Consider the following 19359-nt stretch of genomic DNA (forward strand, 5'->3'; position numbering starts at 1 on the left):
AGCGGGCTGGTGACAGCCCGCTTTTTTTATAGTTACTGTCGGAAAGGGTATGTTACCTTCAGGTAGCGCGTATTCGTTCAAATCCAGCTTAAAAAACGCCCACCCCAAAGTCTTTCATGATGTTCGCGGATCACTTCAGCTGAAAGCAACTCACCATCAACGGTCGTATGCAGCCCTTTCTTCATAAAAATGTGGTAGCCAAGCCCGTGTGCCATCCGAATTGTTGTATCCACACAATACTCGGTTTGTGCTCCGCAAAATTCAATTTCATTAACGTCAAGCCGTTTCAAAAGAGCGGCTAATTCTGTCTTATAAAAAGAATTCGCATGCGTTTTAGCCACAAAATAATCATCGTCCTGCGCATCCAGTTCGTCCATCAACGACCATTGCAAGGAATGGCGGGGTAAGTCTTCATCCTGATGTTGAATAAATACAATCGAATCGCCTGCTTTTCGGTATAACGCGATCCGGTTGTTGATGTCCGCTAAAATATTCTCAAGGTTGAAAAGGGGCTTTTCAGGAGTATGAAGCCCCTTTTGCAGGTCAATGACAATTAAAGCACGCTTCATCTTTTCCATTTTCCTTTTTTAAAAAGCATAAAAGGTTCTTTCAGCCCGCCTTTAGCGATCCTTTTTAGTTTCGTTTGAAACCACTTAACATTCGGACAAAGCGCTCGACGGACCACTCTTTAGTGTCAGAAACCTGCCCATCGCCGATTTCAACCAGCCGTAGTTCACCTTTGTCATTATTGATGACGTCAATAGAAAAAAACGGGCTACGCATGCGCTTTGCAATATCAATAACCTTATCAGGTATTTCATCCCGTGGCCCATATACGTGACCATCCATGACAAAGAACCGTTGTTCGCTGGTGGAATCAAAGGCTTCTACGCGACGCAGGCAGACACCTCCCTCGATCTCACCGCGGTACTGTTTTAATAAGCTAATTATTTCGCGAATTTCCTGTGCACTATGAGCGATAGAACCTCGCGAGGTGGTCAGCGACTTGACATAGTCTTTTACAAACCATGCTGACCACTGGCTTGCCAGTGTCAGGAGATCGAAATCGGCATCAGGATGAGTAATGATGGTTTCCGGCGTGAGATCCCGGCATTGTTCGTACCAGCCGGGCAAATGATGACAGCTAAGATACGTCTCTGTGGAGGTAAGCATTTGCGCGCCTTTTTTGATAACCGCGCGAGATAAATTTTCGTATTCATCCTGACGCAGCATCCATCCGCGCCATATTACAGAAACATTTTCCAGAAGCGGGGAAGAGAAACGGTACTCACCTAATGCCGCAGCTTCTGATGAAAGTAGCACGCAGTGAATATTATGCTGACATGCCTGCGTATATTCTGCACTAAACGTTTCATCTGCCAGGGAAGGGGTGAGCATGTCGTTCGGATAGATGATTTGTAAAGTGTTCATTTTGCGTCCTGCGAAAATGATGTCATCGTTGACAGTAGGGAGAATTATATCATCATCAAAAGTTGTATTAATCGTTGTATGCAACAAAAAAGGCCGGGGAAATTCCCGGCCTTTCGGTATCTGTTCGCCTCTACAGGGCGTGAAAACAATCAGCGGCTACGGAAGACAATGCGGCCTTTGCTCAGGTCGTACGGGGTCAGTTCAACAGTCACTTTGTCGCCCGTCAGAATGCGGATATAGTTTTTACGCATTTTACCGGAGATGTGCGCAGTGACCACGTGACCGTTTTCCAGTTCTACGCGGAACATAGTATTAGGCAGCGTTTCAAGAACGGTACCCTGCATTTCGATATTGTCTTCTTTGGCCATCTAGTCCTCTGGGGTATCACTACCATTTTTTTGAATCGGCAAGATAATGCCGAAGTTCATCAATTAAGTAAAGTTTTGTGCGCATAAAACGCAAAAAGTAGTTTTGGCGCATTGCTCTGCTTCACACGGCTTCGCCGTACGACAAGCGCAAACGTAAAGGGGAGACGAGGGTGAAACCTGAGTCGAACTGTTCCCAAACGGTGGCGGGGCAACGGGCAAAAGCTACTTTGCGCGACAATTATAACACCCTGACAAAGATTGTGCCGAAAACATTTACCTTCCCGGCGTAAATAACGTGCGCGGTTGCCAGAAATCGTCGGCAAGGGAGAGGGACAACAGCTTTTCGAGGTATTCCAGATAGTTGCGGCGAGGGATTTCCACCGCGCCCAGAGAAGCAGTGTGGCTGTTTAATACCTGACAGTCGATTAATTGACCGCCCTGGCGCTGGAATTCTTCACAAAAGAGGTATAAGGCGGTTTTGGAGGCATTTTCAGCGCGGCTAAACATCGATTCTCCGCAAAATAACGCTCCCTGAGATACTCCATACATCCCGCCAACCAGTTCTTCGCCCAGCCAGACTTCAATAGAATGGGCATGGCCCAGCTCGTGTAAACGCTGATAGGCACGGATAATTTCACGGGTGATCCACGTCCCTTCATCGCGCTCGTGCGCACAGCTTTCAATGACCTGGTCAAAAGCATGATTGAGCGTCACGCGATAGGGCGAGTTTTTATGAAACCGCTTCATGCTGCGGCTCAAATGAAACTGCTGTGGCCACAGAACGGCCCGCGGATCGGGCGACCACCATAAAATAGGATCGCCGGGCGAAAACCACGGGAATATGCCGTGCTGGTAGGCCATTAACAGCCGCGCCGGGCTGAGATCGCCCCCTAAGGCCAGTAAACCATTAGGTTCACGTAGCGCGCCTTCAGGGGAGGGGAACGCAATTGAATGACGGGACAGCTGGACCAGGCGCATGCTATGACAACTCCACTGCAAGACAAACCGCTCAATAATAGCCTACAGGCGCTGCTTAAACTGGTAATAACGCCCCTTGTTCGCCAGCAGTTCTGCGTGATTACCATGCTCAATAATTTGTCCGTTGTCCATCACTATTATATGGTCGAAGTGCGCCAGCCCGCGCAGGCGATGGGTGACCATCAGCAGCGTTTTATCTCGCGCCACGTCTGCCAGTAAATCAAGGATCTGGCTTTCAGTAGTGGCGTCCAGCCCTTCGGTGGGTTCGTCAAGCAGCAGCAGTGGCGCATCGTGCAGCAGTGCGCGAGCGATAGCCAGACGGCGCAGTTCACCACCGGAAAGCTGGCGTCCGCCTTCGCCCAGCCAGCTATTCAGACCACCATCTTCCAGCAGTTTTTGCAGACCAGTGCGCGTTAACACGGTGGCAAGCTGCTCATCGGTGGCCAACGGCGCGGCGAGAAGCAGGTTGTCACGCAGCGTGGCGCTGAAAAGATGAACGCGCTGCGGCACCAGGGTCATAGTGCGGCGAAGCGTCGGTTCGTCCAGTTCAGCGATGGGCGAACCGTTAATTAACAGTTCGCCATGCTGAGGATCCCAGGCGCGGGTCAGCAGTTGCAGCAGCGTGGATTTACCGCAGCCGGTGCGACCGAGAATGGCGATATATTCTCCTGCCGCCACGTCCAGATTGATGTTATTCAGCGCGGGTTGCGCCTGCTGCGGATAACGGAAAGTAATATCGCGAAGCTGCACATTCACTTCGGCAGGCGGCGTGACTGACTCTGACGGGAATATTACCTCCGGCGGCTGCTCGATAATTTGCGTGATGCGCAGGGCCGAGGCCATCACCTGACCGAGATGCTGAAACGCACCGGTCACGGGTGCCAGGGCTTCAAAGGCGGCGAGCGCGCAGAACACAAACAGGGCAATTAACGCGCCGGGCTGAGCGTTATCGCCTACGCCACCGGCGGCCATCCACAGCATCACCACCACGGCGATGCCGCCGATGAACAGCATTAACGCCTGCGACAGCGCCGTGAGCTCAGACTGTCTGCGTTGGGCATCGTGCCAGCTCAGTTCGGTATTCTCCATCTGCTGACGGTAGCGATCGCTGGCATTGAAGAGCGAAAGTTCTGCCTGCCCCTGAAGCCAGGCGGTTAACTGCTGGCGATACTGACCGCGCAAATGGGTCAGGTTTTCACCCACCGGTTTTCCCGCGCGATAGAACAATGGCGGGAGCAACAACAGCGTGAGCAGCATAATCCCGCCCAACGTCAGCGCCAGCGTCACATCCAGCAGGCTAAGACCGAGGGTCACCACCACGATCACCATCAGCGCGCCAACCAGCGGAGAAATGACCCGCAGGTAAAGATGATCGAGGGTATCAACGTCCGCCACCAGACGATTTAATAATTCGCCCTGCCGAAAACGGGCCAGCCCGGCAGGGGAGAGGGGCAGCACCTTGCTGAAGGTAAACACGCGCAGATGCTGAAGCACCCGGAAGGTGGCGTCGTGGCTCACCAGACGTTCAAAGTAACGCCCGGCGGTACGGATAATCGCCGCGCCGCGCACGCCAGCGGCAGGGAGCATATAGTTAAAGCTGTAGGCTCCGGCAAACCCGACCACCGCAGAAGCGGATAAAAACCAACCGGACAGGGTCAATAACCCTATGCTCGCCAGCAGGGTGACGATAGCCAGGATCACCCCCAGCGTCAGCAGTCCTTTGTGACGTTTATAAAGTGCAAGGTAAGGCAGCAGCACGCGCATTCAGATATCCTCCTGGCGGTGAGCAAGCAGGCTGGCAAATACGCCGTTGGCATGCGTTAAGGTCGTGAAATCACCCTGTTCGGTAATATGCCCGTCCTGCATGACCCAAATGGCGTCCCACGCGGCCAGATCTTCAAGCTGATGAGTTACCATCAACGTGGTTTGTCGCCGCGAGGCGTCGTTCAATGCTTGCATGACGCGCTGCTCACTGTGGGCATCAAGACTGGCAGAGGGTTCATCCAGCAGCAGTAGCTGGCACGGAGTAAGTAGCGCACGCGCCACGGCAACGCGCTGCGCCTGGCCAACGGAAAGTCCTCCTGCCTGGTCACCCAGGGGTGTATCAATCCCTTGCGGTAGCTGCGAGGCAAATTCGCTTACCCACGCCCGTTCCAGCGCTGAGCGCAGTTCTGCTTCGGTGGCGTCTGGCTTAGCCAGTAACACGTTATCGCGAAGCGTCGCCGCCGGAAGCTGCGGGTTTTGTCCCACCCAGCTTAACTGCCGCCGCCAGAGTTCAGGATCAAGCTCGCGTAGTTCCACGTTATTAATCAGCAGTGAACCTTCGTAAGGCAGAAAACCGGAAAGCGTATTCAGCAGCGAGCTTTTCCCCGAACCGCTCTGCCCGACCAGCACCACGCGCTGCCCGGCGGCAAGGTCAAAATTAAGCGGCCCGGCAAGCACTTTACCTTCCGGGGATTTGATAAACACATCGCGTGCCGTCACGGAGACCGCCTGCGTGGCGTTAAGCTGCTTCTCCCCACGCTGCGGCGATGCCAGCGGCGCTTCAAGGAAGGTTTTCAGACTGTCTGCCGCGCCGACCGCTTGCGCTTTCGCATGGTAAAACGTACCGAGATCGCGCAGTGGTTGAAAAAACTCGGGGGCGAGGATCAGCGCCAGGAAGCCTGCCGCTAACGTGACGCCCGCGCCGTAATGACCAAAATTCAGTTCGCCCAGATAGGAGAAGCCAAAGTAAACCGCCACCAGCGCAATCGAAAGCGAGGCGAAAAATTCCAGCACGCCGGAGGAGAGAAAGGCGAGACGCAGGACTTCCATTGTGCGTTGACGAAAATCCTGTGATGCCTGGCGGATATTCTCGATTTCAGCTTCGCCGCGCCCAAAGGTACGCAACGTTTCCATCCCGCGCAGGCGGTCGAGGAAATGACCGCTTAGCCGCGCCAGCGCCTGAAAGTTACGTCGGTTGGCGTCGGCCGCTCCCATGCCAACCAGCGCCATAAACAGCGGGATCAGCGGCGCGGTACCGAGCAAGATTAGCGCGGCAGCCCAGTTAGACGGGAAAATAGCGATCACAATCAGCAGCGGAACAAACGTCGCCAGCGCCATCTGCGGCAGATAGCGCGCATAGTAATCATGCATATCGTCGATCTGTTCAAGGATAAGCGTGGCCCAGCTTCCGGCGGGTTTACCCTGAATCCAGGCCGGGCCTGCCTGCTGAAGGCGATCCAGCACCTGACGGCGAATAGCGAAACGAATATGTTGTCCGGCGTGAAAGCCCACTTTTTCACGTAGCCAGACGACCCAGGCGCGGACAATAAACACCAGAATCAACTGTGCGAAAGGCAATAACAGCGCTTCACGCGGAATGTTGTCCATGATCATGTGCTGGAGGATCTGCGCCAGCATCCAGGCCTGGGCAACAATTAAGATGCCACTCACCAGGCCCAGCAGACGAGACATCATCAGCCAGCGGCGGGAAATCACACTTTGCTGTTTTAACCAGCGGGTTAGCTCTTGTTGACGGGTTTTATTCATTACGTGCTTAGCAGGTGAGTTATCAGAATATCAGGCACGGCAATGTTACAACGGCACAAAAATAAAGGCGACCTATAGTCGCCTTCTTTACCTTTGTTACTGATTTGTAAAAATTATTTGCTGTTTTCAGCCAGCCCGTCGAGATAACGTTCAGCATCCAGTGCGGCCATGCAGCCAGTCCCGGCGGAGGTGATCGCCTGGCGATAGATATGATCCATCACATCGCCTGCGGCAAAGACGCCGGGTACGCTGGTCTGGGTGGCGTTACCGTGGATGCCGGACTGCACTTTGATATAGCCATTTTCCAGCGCCAGTTGCCCCTCAAAAATAGCGGTGTTCGGGCTGTGACCGATAGCGACAAACAATCCTGCCACGTCCAGTGTTTCAACGTTGTCGCTTTGGGTATCGCGCAGACGCAGGCCGCTGACGCCCATCTGATCGCCAGTCACTTCTTCCAGCGTGCGGTGGGTATGCAGCACAATATTGCCGCTTTCCACTTTATCCATCAGGCGCTTGATAAGGATTTTTTCCGCGCGGAAGCTGTCGCGACGGTGGATCAGATGCACCTCGGAGGCGATGTTTGCCAGGTAGAGCGCTTCTTCGACCGCCGTATTGCCGCCGCCGATCACCGCGACTTTCTGGTTACGGTAGAAAAATCCATCGCAGGTGGCGCAGGCAGAAACCCCACGACCTTTAAAGGCATCTTCAGAAGGCAGGCCCAGGTAGCGTGCCGACGCGCCGGTGGCAACGATCAGCGCATCGCAAGTGTATTCCGCGCTATCACCGGTCAGGCGGAAAGGGCGGTTTTGCAGATCGACCGTATGGATATGATCGAAAAGAATTTCGGTCTCAAATTTGGTCGCATGCTCATGCATACGTTCCATCAGCAGTGGGCCGGTCAGATCGTTCGGATCGCCCGGCCAGTTTTCTACTTCCGTGGTGGTGGTCAGCTGACCCCCTTTTTCCATCCCGGTGATTAACACGGGTTGCAGATTCGCGCGTGCAGCATAGACAGCAGCGGTGTATCCCGCAGGTCCGGAGCCAAGAATTAATAGCTTACTGTGTTTCGCCGTGCCCATGAGATCCCCATAATTGTTGGCAGACATTGGACGAGATTGTAGGGAATTTGTAGCGTTAAAAAAAGAGCGCAAAATTTTTGTTAACGATGTGTGCAATAGGAGGGAACAATGGATTGCCGCTTTTCTGGGCCGCGTGCATAACTATTTCTACTGAAAATAAGTGGATTATAAGGTGATAACATGAGGAACACGCCTCATGAATGATGAATATCTGGCATGTCGTGCTAAAAAGCGATGTTTTGCTTTGACAATCCCCTGTGCATTTGCGAAAACATTCAAGGAAGAAAAAAACCGTATTCCGTGTGGAGTCATATTTCAGCACGTAATGGTCATTTTTTACCGGGCTAATGAAATCTACGCATGGTGTGGACAGATGCCATACGTGATGTCGGTAGCTGCCTGCGGGCAACGGTCTTCTCACCGCATACCCTGGAATACGATTTGCAGCACTCACAGAGCGTGCGGCACGTAAACAACGGGCGAAGACCCTGAACAGTGATGTGCACAGGGTCAAGACAGGAGTAGGGAAGGAATACAGAGAGACAATAATAATGGTAGATAGCAAGAAGCGCCCAGGCAAAGATCTCGACCGTATCGATCGCAATATTCTGAACGAATTGCAAAAGGATGGGCGTATTTCCAACGTCGAGCTCTCTAAACGAGTGGGACTTTCACCGACGCCGTGCCTTGAGCGCGTTCGTCGACTGGAAAGGCAGGGTTTTATTCAGGGCTACACTGCGCTGCTAAACCCGCATTATCTGGATGCATCACTTCTGGTTTTTGTTGAGATTACTCTGAATCGTGGCGCACCGGATGTGTTTGAGCAATTTAACACCGCAGTACAAAAACTTGAAGAAATTCAAGAGTGTCATTTGGTCTCCGGTGATTTCGACTACCTGTTGAAAACACGCGTACCGGATATGTCAGCGTATCGCAAATTACTGGGCGAAACCCTGCTGCGCCTGCCTGGTGTCAACGACACCCGCACCTATGTGGTGATGGAAGAGGTTAAACAGAGCAATCGTCTGGTAATTAAGACTCGCTAACACGGAACAGGTGCAAAATCAGCGTAATTTGATTACACTCCTGTTAATCCATACAGCAACCGTGCCGGGGAAACCTGGCACGGTTGTCCGTTTAGCATCAAGGACCTGGAGAGCCTTTCTTGAGCCAGGAATATACAGAAGACAAAGACGTCAAAATTACCCGTTTAAGCAGCAGCCGCCGACTTCTGGAGGCCATGCTTATCCTTTGCTCACTTTTCGCCATCTGGCTGATGGCGGCGCTATTGAGCTTCAATCCGTCCGATCCCAGCTGGTCGCAAACCGCGTGGCATGAGCCTATTCATAATTTAGGCGGTGTGCCCGGCGCATGGCTTGCCGACACGCTCTTTTTTATCTTCGGTATCATGGCTTACACCATTCCCGTGATTATCATCGGGGGATGCTGGTTTGCGTACCGGCACCGGGCCAACGAAGAGTACATCGACTATTTCGCCGTTTCGCTACGCCTCATAGGCGTACTGGCGCTTATCCTCACCTCGTGCGGGCTGGCCGCCATCAATGCCGATGACATCTGGTATTTCGCTTCTGGCGGGGTTATTGGTAGCCTGTTAAGTACTACGGTACTCCAGCCTCAGTTGCACAGCAGTGGCGGCACTATTGCGCTTCTCTGCATCTGGGCCGCTGGCCTGACGCTGTTTACCGGATGGTCCTGGGTGAGCATCGCTGAGAAAATTGGCAGCGTCATCCTGAATATTCTTGCCTTCGCCAGCAATCGCACCCGTCGTGACGACACCTGGGTCGAGGAGGAGTATGAAGAATACGAAGAGGACGAAGAAGAGTTGCAGGACGCGCCGCGTGAATCTCGCCGCGCCCGTATCCTGCGCAGCGCGCTGGCACGACGTAAACGCGTAGCTGAAAAATTTGCCAACCCGCTGGGTAGAAAAACCGATGCGGCGCTTTTTTCAGGCAAACGGATGGACGATCCGGAAGAGATTACCTATAGCGCACGCGGCGTTACCGCCGATGCTGATGACGTTCTCTTTTCGGGACATCGCGCGACCCAGGCTGAAGAGTATGACGAGTACGATCCGCTCTTAAACGGACATTCCGTCACTGAACCCGTCGCTGCGGCTGCTGCGGCAACGATGGCGACGCAGGCATGGGCAGCGCCTGTCGAACCGGTTATTCCGCAGCCACACATTCAGGGTGCGGAGCCGGTTATTACCCAGCCCGATGCTGCCTGGCAGGCGACACAGCCGCCTCATATAGCATCAGAAAGCTGGACGCCGCCTCAGCCCGTCCCCCCGGTTGACGCACCGGCCTATCAGACCACGCAGTATGAACAACCTTACGACGCTTATGCACAGCCTGCTGCGCAACCGCAGTATGAGCCTTACGTAGAGCCTACCGTTGCTCAGCCGCAGTACCAGCCGTACGCGGAGCCACCGGTTGCTCAGCCGCAGTACCAGCCGTACGCAGAGCCGCCGGTTGCTCAGCCACAGTACCAGCCGTACGCAGAGCCGCCGGTTGCTCAGCCACAGTACCAGCCGTATGAAGAGCCGCCGGTTGCTCAGCCACAGTATGAGCCGTATGCAGAACCACCGGTTGCTCAGCCACCGTACCAGCCTTATGAAGAGCCGGTAGCGCAGCCGCAGTATGAACCGTATGCAGAACAACCGCCGGCAGCGCATGAAGCTCCACAGCCGCACGAGATTGTGCAGGAAGAGGTGAAATCAAGCCGTCCTCCGCTCTACTACTTTGAAGAGGTAGAGGAGAAACGTGCCCGTGAACGCGAACAACTGGCCGCCTGGTATCAGCCGATCCCTGAGCCGGTACAGCAACCTGTTACACCACCGCCTGTGGTTGAACCCGATCCCGCCCCGGTTATTGCGCCCGTTGCCGCCAGTGTGCATCAGGCGACAACTGCCGCCGCCGTCGCTGCACCTGTCTTTAACCTGGCTACCGGAGGCGTGCGCACTCAGGTAAAAGAAGGTATTGGTCCGCAACTGCCGCGTCCTAACCGCGTCCGTGTGCCGACGCGCCGTGAACTGGCCTCCTACGGTATTAAATTACCTTCGCAACGGATGGCGGAGGAGCGTGCCCGTCAGGCAGAGCAACATTCTGACGACGATGCTGACGACTTTGAACAGCAAGAATTGGCTCGCCAGTTCGCTGATTCCCAGGAGCAGCGTTATGGTGTTGCTCCTGAGCAGGCTGAAGAAGACAATGCTGAGGAAGAGGAGCTGGCGCGTCAGTTTGCCGCCTCTCAACAGCAGCGCTACGCCAGCGAACAGCCGGAGGGAGCCAATCCCTTCTCACTGAGTGATTTTGAGTTTTCGCCGACTAAAACCCTGGTCGACGACGGTCCGAGTGCGCCGTTGTTCACCCCCGGCCGGATGGATGAGCCTCAGCCTGCTGCACAGCAGCAGTCGGTGCACCAGCCAGCCGCGCCGCAGTACCAGCAGCCGCAGCCGGTGCACCAGCCAGCCGCGCCGCAGTACCAGCAGCCGCAGCCGGTTCATCAGCCAGTTGCGCCGCAGTATCAGCCGCCGCAGCAGGCACACCAGCCAGCCGCGCCGCAGTACCAGCCGCCGCAGCCGGTGCATCAGCCAGCCGCGCCGCAGTACCAACAGCCGCAGCCGGTACATCAGCCAGCCGCGCCGCAGCCGAAGGAAAGCTTAATCCATCCGCTGCTGATGCGTAATGGCGACAGCCGTCCGCTCCAGAAGCCGACCACGTTGTTACCGTCGCTGGATCTGCTCACGCCTCCGCCGACCGAAGTCGAACCGGTTGATACCTTCGCGCTGGAGCAAATGGCGCGTCTGGTCGAAGCGCGTCTGGCCGATTTCCGCATTAAAGCTGATGTCGTGAACTACTCTCCAGGCCCGGTGATTACGCGTTTTGAACTCAACCTGGCTCCTGGCGTAAAAGCCGCACGCATCTCCAACCTGTCACGGGATCTGGCGCGCTCCTTGTCCAGTGCAGCCGTGCGCGTAGTGGAAGTTATTCCAGGCAAACCTTACGTTGGTCTGGAACTGCCGAATAAAAAACGGCAGACCGTGTACCTGCGCGAAGTGCTGGACTGTGCAAAATTCCGCGATAACCCATCGCCGCTGACCGTGGTACTGGGTAAAGATATCGCCGGGGATCCGGTGACTGCCGACCTGGCGAAAATGCCGCACCTGCTGGTCGCGGGGACCACCGGCTCGGGTAAATCGGTGGGCGTTAACGCCATGATCCTCAGCATGCTGTATAAAGCACAGCCGGAAGACGTGAAGTTCATCATGATCGACCCGAAAATGCTCGAACTGTCGGTTTATGAAGGGATCCCACATCTGTTGACGGAAGTCGTGACAGATATGAAAGACGCGGCCAACGCTTTGCGCTGGAGCGTTAACGAGATGGAGCGTCGCTATAAACTGATGTCAGCGCTGGGCGTGCGTAACCTTGCGGGCTACAACGAGAAAATTGCTGAGGCCGCGCGGATGGGACGTCCGATTCCGGACCCATACTGGAAGCCTGGCGATAGCATGGATGCCACGCACCCGGTACTGAAAAAAGAGCCGTATATCGTCGTACTGGTCGATGAATTTGCTGACCTGATGATGACCGTTGGTAAGAAAGTGGAAGAGTTAATTGCGCGTCTGGCACAGAAAGCGCGCGCCGCAGGTATCCACCTGGTACTGGCGACACAGCGACCTTCCGTTGATGTCATTACGGGCCTTATCAAAGCGAATATTCCGACGCGTATAGCCTTCACGGTGTCGAGCAAAATTGACTCCCGTACTATCCTTGACCAGGGCGGTGCGGAATCACTGTTAGGCATGGGGGATATGCTCTATTCCGGCCCTAACTCGACCATACCCGTGCGTGTTCACGGTGCCTTTGTGCGCGATGAAGAAGTTCATGCCGTCGTGCAGGACTGGAAAGCGCGCGGGCGTCCGCAGTATGTTGAAGGCATTACCTCCGACAGCGAAAGTGAAGGCGGTGGCGGTGGTCTGGAAAGCGGTGAAGAACTGGATCCGTTATTCGACCAGGCAGTTAACTTTGTGACTGAAAAGCGCAAGGCTTCTATCTCCGGGGTTCAGCGCCAGTTCCGGATCGGTTATAACCGTGCGGCGCGTATCATTGAGCAGATGGAAGCGCAGGGGATCGTCAGCGAGCAGGGGCATAACGGCAACCGTGAGGTGCTGGCACCGCCGCCGTTTGATTGATTGCAAAGTTAGGTAAGCAAGTCAAAATTCAGTATTTTCTTCTGTCGCCTGGCTGGGATGAAGCCTAGAGTAGATGACAAAGAGGACTCCCGTAGTGGGAAGACGTATTTGAGGAATAACAATGAAAAAAATCGCTATCACCTGTGCATTACTTTCAGGCTTCGTGGTAAGCAGCGTCTGGGCTGATGCCGCTGGCGATCTTAAAACCCGCCTGGATAAAGTCAGCAGCTTTCACGCCAGTTTTACGCAAAAAGTAACGGACGGCAGCGGCGCGGCGGTACAGGAAGGTCAGGGCGATTTATGGGTTAAGCGTCCTAATCTGTTCAACTGGCACATGACGCAGCCGGATGAGAGTACCCTGGTATCCGACGGCCAGAATCTGTGGTTCTACAACCCGTTTGTAGAGCAGGTGAGCGTTAACCTGCTGAAAGATGCTACCGGCAATACGCCGTTTATGCTGATTGCCCGTAACCAGGCTAGCGACTGGCAGCAGTACAACATCAAGCAAAACGGTGATGACTTTGTGCTGACGCCAAAAGGCAGCAGCGGCAATCTGAAACAGTTCACCATTAACGTGGGTCGCGACGGCACTATCCATCAGTTCAGTGCGGTAGAGCAGGACGATCAGCGCAGCAGCTATCAGCTTAAATCCCAGCAAAACGGAGCGGTAGATCCAGCTAAATTCACCTTCACTCCGCCGCAGGGAGTCACTGTAGACGACCAGCGTAGTAAGTAGAGGCCTACGTGAACAATATGTCGCTCGACTTTTCCGATAACGAGTTTCAACCTCTGGCCGCGCGTATGCGGCCAGAAAATTTAGCGCAGTATATCGGTCAGCAGCACCTGCTGGCAGCGGGTAAGCCGTTGCCACGGGCGATTGAAGCGGGCCAGTTGCACTCGATGATCCTCTGGGGGCCGCCCGGCACCGGAAAAACGACGCTGGCTGAAGTGATTGCCCGCTATGCCAGCGCCGACGTCGAGCGGATCTCTGCGGTGACCTCGGGGATCAAAGAGATCCGCGAGGCGATTGAGCGCGCGCGGCAAAATCGCAACGCCGGACGGCGGACGATCCTGTTTGTGGACGAAGTCCATCGCTTTAATAAAAGTCAGCAGGATGCTTTCCTGCCGCATATTGAAGACGGCACCATCACGTTTATCGGCGCGACCACCGAGAACCCTTCGTTTGAACTCAACTCCGCATTGCTCTCACGCGCCCGCGTTTATCTACTGAAATCGCTGACCACGGACGATATTGAACAGGTGCTCGATCAGGCAATGAACGACAGCGCGCGTGGTTACGGTGGCAAAGATATCGTGCTGCTGGAAGAGACCCGGCGGGCGATTGCCGAACTGGTCAACGGCGATGCGCGTCGTGCGCTGAACACGCTCGAAATGATGGCCGACATGGCAGAGCTGGACGATGCGGGCAAGCGCGTGCTCCAGCCTGCGCTGTTGACGGAGATCGCCGGTGAGCGCAGCGCGCGCTTTGATAATAAAGGCGACCGCTTTTACGATCTTATCTCGGCGCTGCATAAATCAGTGCGCGGCAGCGCGCCGGATGCGGCTCTTTACTGGTATGCGCGTATTATCACCGCTGGCGGCGATCCGCTGTACGTGGCGCGGCGCTGCCTGGCGATTGCCTCTGAAGATGTCGGCAACGCCGATCCGCGTGCAATGCAGGTTGCCATTTCCGCCTGGGACTGCTTTACCCGCGTGGGTCCGGCAGAGGGCGAACGCGCCATTGCCCAGGCGATTGTCTATCTGGCCTGTGCCCCCAAAAGTAACGCCGTCTATACCGCTTTCAAGGCGGCGATGGCCGATGCCCGTGAACGCCCGGATTATGACGTTCCGGTCCATCTGCGCAATGCCCCGACCAAACTGATGAAAGAGATGGGTTACGGTCAGCAGTATCGCTACGCCCACGATGAGCCGAACGCCTATGCCGCTGGCGAGCAGTACTTTCCGCAGGAAATGGCGCAAACGCGCTATTATCAGCCAACAAATCGCGGCCTTGAAGGCAAGATTGGCGAAAAGCTCGCCTGGCTTGCTGAACAGGATCAAAATAGCCCCACAAAACGCTACCGCTAATGCAGGCGTTGCGGTAAGGTTATCCGTGAATCTTTGCGATCGCAGGCTGCGGTCGCATTCTCCTTTTACTCATTCGATAAGCACAGGATAAGCATGCTCGATCCCAATCTGCTGCGTAACGAGCCAGACGCAGTCGCAGAAAAACTGGCACGCCGGGGCTTTAAGCTGGACGTAGATAAGCTGCGCGCTCTTGAAGAGCGTCGTAAAGTGTTGCAGGTAAAAACTGAAAATCTGCAGGCTGAGCGTAACTCACGATCGAAATCCATCGGCCAGGCGAAAGCGCGCGGGGAAGATATCGAGCCATTACGCCTGGAAGTGAATAAGCTGGGTGAAGAGCTTGATGCCGCGAAGGTCGAACTGGACGTGCTGCAAAGCGAAATCCGTACTATCTCGCTGACCATCCCGAACGTTCCCGACGATTGCGTGCCGCAGGGCAGAGATGAAAACGACAACGTCGAAATCAGCCGTTGGGGTACGCCGCGCCAGTTCGATTTTGAAGTGCGCGATCACGTCACGCTCGGCGAAATGCACAACGGCCTGGATTTCGCTGCCGCCGTTAAACTCACCGGCTCACGTTTTGTGGTCATGAAAGGGCAGATCGCCCGCATGCACCGCGCGCTCGCACAGTTTATGCTGGATTTGCACACTGAGCAGCACGGTTACAGTGAAAACTATGTGCCGTATCTGGTGAACCACGACACGCTTTACGGAACCGGGCAACTGCCGAAGTTTGCGGGCGACTTGTTCCATACGCGTCCGCTGGAAGAAGAAGCGGACAGCAGTAACTATGCGCTGATCCCCACCGCAGAAGTTCCGCTGACCAACCTGGTGCGTGATGAAATCATCGATGAAGACGACCTGCCGATCAAAATGACCGCGCACACGCCGTGCTTCCGCTCAGAAGCCGGTTCTTACGGTCGTGATACCCGTGGTCTGATCCGTATGCACCAGTTCGACAAAGTTGAAATGGTGCAGATTGTGCGTCCGGAAGACTCAATGGATGCGCTGGAAGAGATGACCGGTCACGCGGAAAAAGTGCTTCAGCTGCTCGGCCTGCCGTATCGCAAAATTTTGCTTTGCACCGGCGATATGGGCTTTGGTGCCTGCAAAACTTACGATCTGGAAGTCTGGGTACCGGCGCAGAATAACTACCGTGAAATCTCCTCGTGCTCTAACGTATGGGATTTCCAGGCGCGCCGTATGCAGGCTCGCTGCCGCAGCAAATCCGACAAGAAAACCCGTCTGGTTCATACCCTTAACGGTTCCGGTCTGGCCGTAGGCCGTACGCTGGTTGCCGTAATGGAAAACTACCAGCAGGCAGATGGCCGTATTGAAGTGCCGGAAGTGCTACGCCCGTATATGCAAGGTCTTGAGTATATTGGTTAAGCCTCACATTTTTCTCATATCAAGCGCCTGCGGGCGCTTTTTTTATAGCCATTTTGATACCGGACAATAACCACTAATTTATAAGGGTTAATATACTTTCGTTCGAAAGTAGCATTAACTGCTGCCATTTTGAATTATCGATATATAAAAACCTATATAACGAATTTTTGCTCTGACTCTTCCGGGCAAACAAAGTGAGCAATTATGAAAACAATTAACCCTGAAGTCGTACTGTCGGTGGAAATGAGCCGCCGTGGCTTAATGAAAACGACAGCCATCGGCGGCCTGGCCCTCGCCAGCAGCGCTTTTACTCTGCCCTTTACCCGTATCGCCAGCGCCGCAGAAGCTATAAGTCCTTCTGAAACGAGCGAGAAAATTATCTGGAGCGCGTGCACGGTAAACTGCGGTAGCCGCTGTCCGCTACGGATGCATGTCGTTGATGGCGAAATTAACTATGTCGAAACGGATAATACCGGCGACGATAACTTTGAGGGGCTGCATCAGGTGCGTGCCTGCCTGCGTGGGCGCTCAATGCGCCGCCGGGTTTATAACCCGGACCGGCTGAAATATCCGATGAAACGCGTCGGTAAACGCGGGGAAGGAAAGTTCGAGCGTATTAGCTGGGATGAAGCTTATGACATCATCGCCAAAAATATGCAGCGCCTGATTAAAGACTATGGCAATGAATCTATTTATCTCAACTACGGCACCGGCACGCTCGGCGGCACCCTAACCCGTTCGTGGCCGCCTGGAAAGACGCTGGTCGCTCGCCTGATGAACTGTTGCGGCGGCTATCTGAACCACTACGGTGACTACTCCTCAGCGCAAATTGCCGCCGGCTTGAATTACACCTATGGTGGCTGGGCAGATGGCAACAGCCCATCCGATATTGAAAACAGTGAGCTGGTCGTCCTGTTTGGCAATAACCCCGGTGAAACGCGGATGAGTGGCGGCGGGGTAACGTACTACCTCGAACAGGCCCGGCAGAAATCTAATGCGCGGATGATCATTATCGATCCTCGCTACACCGATACGGGGGCAGGACGTGAAGATGAATGGATCCCGATCCGCCCCGGTACAGACGCTGCCCTGGTGAGCGGACTGGCGTGGGTGCTGATTACTGAAAATCTTATCGATCAGCCGTTTCTGGACAAATACTGCGTTGGCTATGACGAGAAAACCTTGCCTGCTGACGCCCCGCAAAACGGGCATTACAAAGCGTACATTCTTGGACAGGGAAACGATGGTATCGCTAAAACGCCAGAGTGGGCGGCGCGTATCACAGGTATTCCAGCCGATCGCATTATTAAGCTGGCGCGAGAAATCGGCAGTGCTAAGCCCGCCTATATCTCGCAGGGCTGGGGTCCACAGCGTCATGCCAATGGTGAAATCGCCACCCGCGCTATTTCCATGCTGGCGATCCTGACCGGCAACGTTGGCATTAACGGCGGCAACAGTGGCGCACGTGAAGGTTCGTATGACCTGCCGTTCGAACGTATGCCGACGCTGGAAAACCCAATCCAGACCAGCATCTCTATGTTTATGTGGACCGACGCGATTGAACGCGGCACGGAAATGACCGCGCTACGCGATGGCGTTCGCGGCAAAGATAAACTTGATGTGCCAATCAAGATGATCTGGAACTATGCCGGTAACTGCCTGATTAACCAGCATTCAGAGATCAACCGCACGCATGATATTTTGCAGGATGACAAGAAGTGCGAAATGATTGTCGTCATTGACTGCCATATGACATCGTCTGCGAAATATGCCGATATCCTGCTGCCAGACTGCACTGCATCTGAACAAATGGACTTCGCGCTGGACGCGTCATGCGGCAATATGTCCTACGTCATTTTTGCCGATCAGGTGATTAAACCCCGCTTCGAGTGCAAAACGATTTATCAGATGACCAGCGAGCTGGCGAAACGGCTGGGCGTCGAGCGGCAATTTACCGAGGGACGTACTCAGGAAGAATGGATGCGTCATCTGTATGAGCTGTCGCGCCAGGCTATACCAGAACTGCCAACCTTTGAAGAGTTCCGCCAGCAGGGGATGTTTAAAAAGCGCGATCCTGAAGGGCATCATGTGGCCTATAAAGCGTTTCGTGACGATCCGCAGGCCAACGCACTGACCACGCCATCGGGTAAAATCGAAATCTATTCGCAGGCGCTGGCAGGGATTGCCGCCAGCTGGGAGCTGCCGGAGGGGGATGTGATCGATCCGTTGCCCATCTATACGCCAGGGTTTGAGAGCTACAACGACCCGTTAGTCAAAAAATTCCCGCTTCAGTTGACCGGTTTCCATTACAAAGCCCGCGTTCACTCGACCTACGGCAATGTGGACGTGCTGAAAGCGGCCTGCCGTCAGGAAATGTGGATCAATCCGCTGGATGCACAGTCACGCGGTATCAGTAACGGCGACAGGATACGTATTTTTAACGATCGCGGTGAAGTCCATATTGAGGCCAAAGTGACTCCGCGGATGATGCCGGGCGTCGTCGCGTTAGGTGAGGGGGCCTGGTATAACCCGGATGAGAAACGCGTGGATCAGAGCGGCTGTATCAACGTGCTGACCACTCAGCGACCTTCGCCGCTTGCCAAAGGGAACCCCTCCCACACGAACCTCGTTCAGGTTGAAAAAGCGTAAGGAGTAGCTGATGACAACCCAGTATGGATTTTTTATTGATTCCAGCCGTTGCACCGGTTGCAAAACCTGCGAGCTGGCCTGCAAGGACTATAAAGACTTAACCCCGGACGTGAGCTTTCGGCGCATTTATGAATATGCTGGCGGCGACTGGCAGGAGGATAACGGCGTCTGGCAGCAAAATGTCTTTGCTTATTACCTCTCCATTGCCTGCAACCATTGCGAGGATCCAGCCTGTACTAAAGTGTGCCCCAGCGGTGCCATGCACAAGCGCGAAGATGGCTTCGTGGTGGTTGATGAAGAGGTATGTATTGGCTGTCGCTATTGCCATATGGCCTGCCCTTATGGCGCACCGCAGTACAATGCGACGAAAGGACATATGACCAAATGCGATGGCTGTCATGACCGCGTGATAAATGAGGGAAAAAAACCGATTTGCGTTGAGTCCTGTCCATTACGTGCGCTGGATTTCGGCCCGATTGACGAACTGCGTAAAAAGCATGGCACTCTGGCGGCGGTTGCTCCTTTGCCGGGCGCACATTTTACGAAGCCGAATATCGTCATTAAACCGAACGCTAACAGCCGTCCCTGTGGAGATACCACCGGTTATCTGGCAAATCCGAAGGAGGTATAA

General features: G+C 54.5%; 14 protein-coding genes. 7 read left to right on the forward strand and 7 right to left on the reverse strand.

Annotated features, from left to right (window positions below):
- Positions 1-77: 77 nt before the first annotated feature.
- The 7 genes from INT84_RS03165 to trxB all read right to left on the reverse strand — a co-directional run bounded on the left by INT84_RS03165 (position 78) and on the right by trxB (position 7387).
- Positions 78-569, reverse strand: a complete 492-nt coding sequence (locus tag INT84_RS03165) for a cysteine hydrolase family protein (protein ID WP_194205582.1) — start codon at positions 567-569, stop codon at positions 78-80.
- 64 nt (positions 570-633) lie between these two features.
- The gene (locus INT84_RS03170; RefSeq protein ID WP_194205583.1) at positions 634-1431 is read right to left on the reverse strand and encodes an ATP-grasp domain-containing protein; all 798 of its coding nucleotides are present in this window, start codon (positions 1429-1431) and stop codon (positions 634-636) included.
- A 149-nt stretch (positions 1432-1580) separates the two neighbouring features.
- Positions 1581-1799, reverse strand: coding sequence for a translation initiation factor IF-1 (gene infA, locus INT84_RS03175; protein ID WP_001040187.1), 219 nt, complete (start codon positions 1797-1799; stop codon positions 1581-1583).
- A gap of 273 nt (positions 1800-2072) precedes the next feature.
- On the reverse strand, positions 2073-2777 hold the full coding sequence (gene aat / locus INT84_RS03180) for a leucyl/phenylalanyl-tRNA--protein transferase (protein WP_194205584.1): 705 nt from the start codon (positions 2775-2777) through the stop codon (positions 2073-2075).
- 42 nt (positions 2778-2819) lie between these two features.
- Complete coding sequence (gene cydC / locus INT84_RS03185) at positions 2820-4541, reverse strand: cysteine/glutathione ABC transporter ATP-binding protein/permease CydC (RefSeq protein ID WP_194205585.1); 1722 nt, start codon at positions 4539-4541, stop codon at positions 2820-2822.
- Positions 4542-6308, reverse strand: coding sequence for a cysteine/glutathione ABC transporter permease/ATP-binding protein CydD (cydD, locus tag INT84_RS03190; RefSeq protein ID WP_194205586.1), 1767 nt, complete (start codon positions 6306-6308; stop codon positions 4542-4544). It abuts the gene before it with no gap.
- A 113-nt stretch (positions 6309-6421) separates the two neighbouring features.
- Entirely contained in the window at positions 6422-7387 is a 966-nt protein-coding gene (trxB, locus tag INT84_RS03195; RefSeq protein WP_194205587.1) for a thioredoxin-disulfide reductase, read from the reverse strand.
- A gap of 551 nt (positions 7388-7938) precedes the next feature.
- On the opposite strand from trxB, the gene lrp reads away from it, so the two are divergent.
- From lrp to INT84_RS03230, 7 genes are all read left to right on the forward strand, one after another.
- The gene (gene lrp, locus INT84_RS03200) at positions 7939-8433 is read left to right on the forward strand and encodes a leucine-responsive transcriptional regulator Lrp (protein WP_000228473.1); all 495 of its coding nucleotides are present in this window, start codon (positions 7939-7941) and stop codon (positions 8431-8433) included.
- A 119-nt stretch (positions 8434-8552) separates the two neighbouring features.
- Positions 8553-12605: a DNA translocase FtsK gene (gene ftsK, locus INT84_RS03205; RefSeq protein WP_194205588.1), complete on the forward strand. Its 4053-nt coding sequence runs from the start codon at positions 8553-8555 to the stop codon at positions 12603-12605.
- A 121-nt stretch (positions 12606-12726) separates the two neighbouring features.
- Positions 12727-13341: an outer membrane lipoprotein chaperone LolA gene (lolA, locus tag INT84_RS03210; RefSeq protein ID WP_176920629.1), complete on the forward strand. Its 615-nt coding sequence runs from the start codon at positions 12727-12729 to the stop codon at positions 13339-13341.
- Positions 13342-13349: 8 nt separating this feature from the next.
- Positions 13350-14693: a replication-associated recombination protein A gene (locus INT84_RS03215; RefSeq protein WP_194205589.1), complete on the forward strand. Its 1344-nt coding sequence runs from the start codon at positions 13350-13352 to the stop codon at positions 14691-14693.
- Between the two features lie 93 nt (positions 14694-14786).
- Positions 14787-16079, forward strand: coding sequence for a serine--tRNA ligase (gene serS, locus INT84_RS03220; RefSeq protein WP_194205590.1), 1293 nt, complete (start codon positions 14787-14789; stop codon positions 16077-16079).
- 204 nt (positions 16080-16283) lie between these two features.
- On the forward strand, positions 16284-18728 hold the full coding sequence (dmsA, locus tag INT84_RS03225; protein ID WP_194205591.1) for a dimethylsulfoxide reductase subunit A: 2445 nt from the start codon (positions 16284-16286) through the stop codon (positions 18726-18728).
- Positions 18729-18738: 10 nt separating this feature from the next.
- Entirely contained in the window at positions 18739-19359 is a 621-nt protein-coding gene (locus INT84_RS03230) for a DMSO/selenate family reductase complex B subunit (RefSeq protein ID WP_194205592.1), read from the forward strand.

This window comes from Superficieibacter sp. 1612_C1, from assembly GCF_015234305.1.
In the GTDB taxonomy this organism is placed as follows: domain Bacteria; phylum Pseudomonadota; class Gammaproteobacteria; order Enterobacterales; family Enterobacteriaceae; genus Superficieibacter.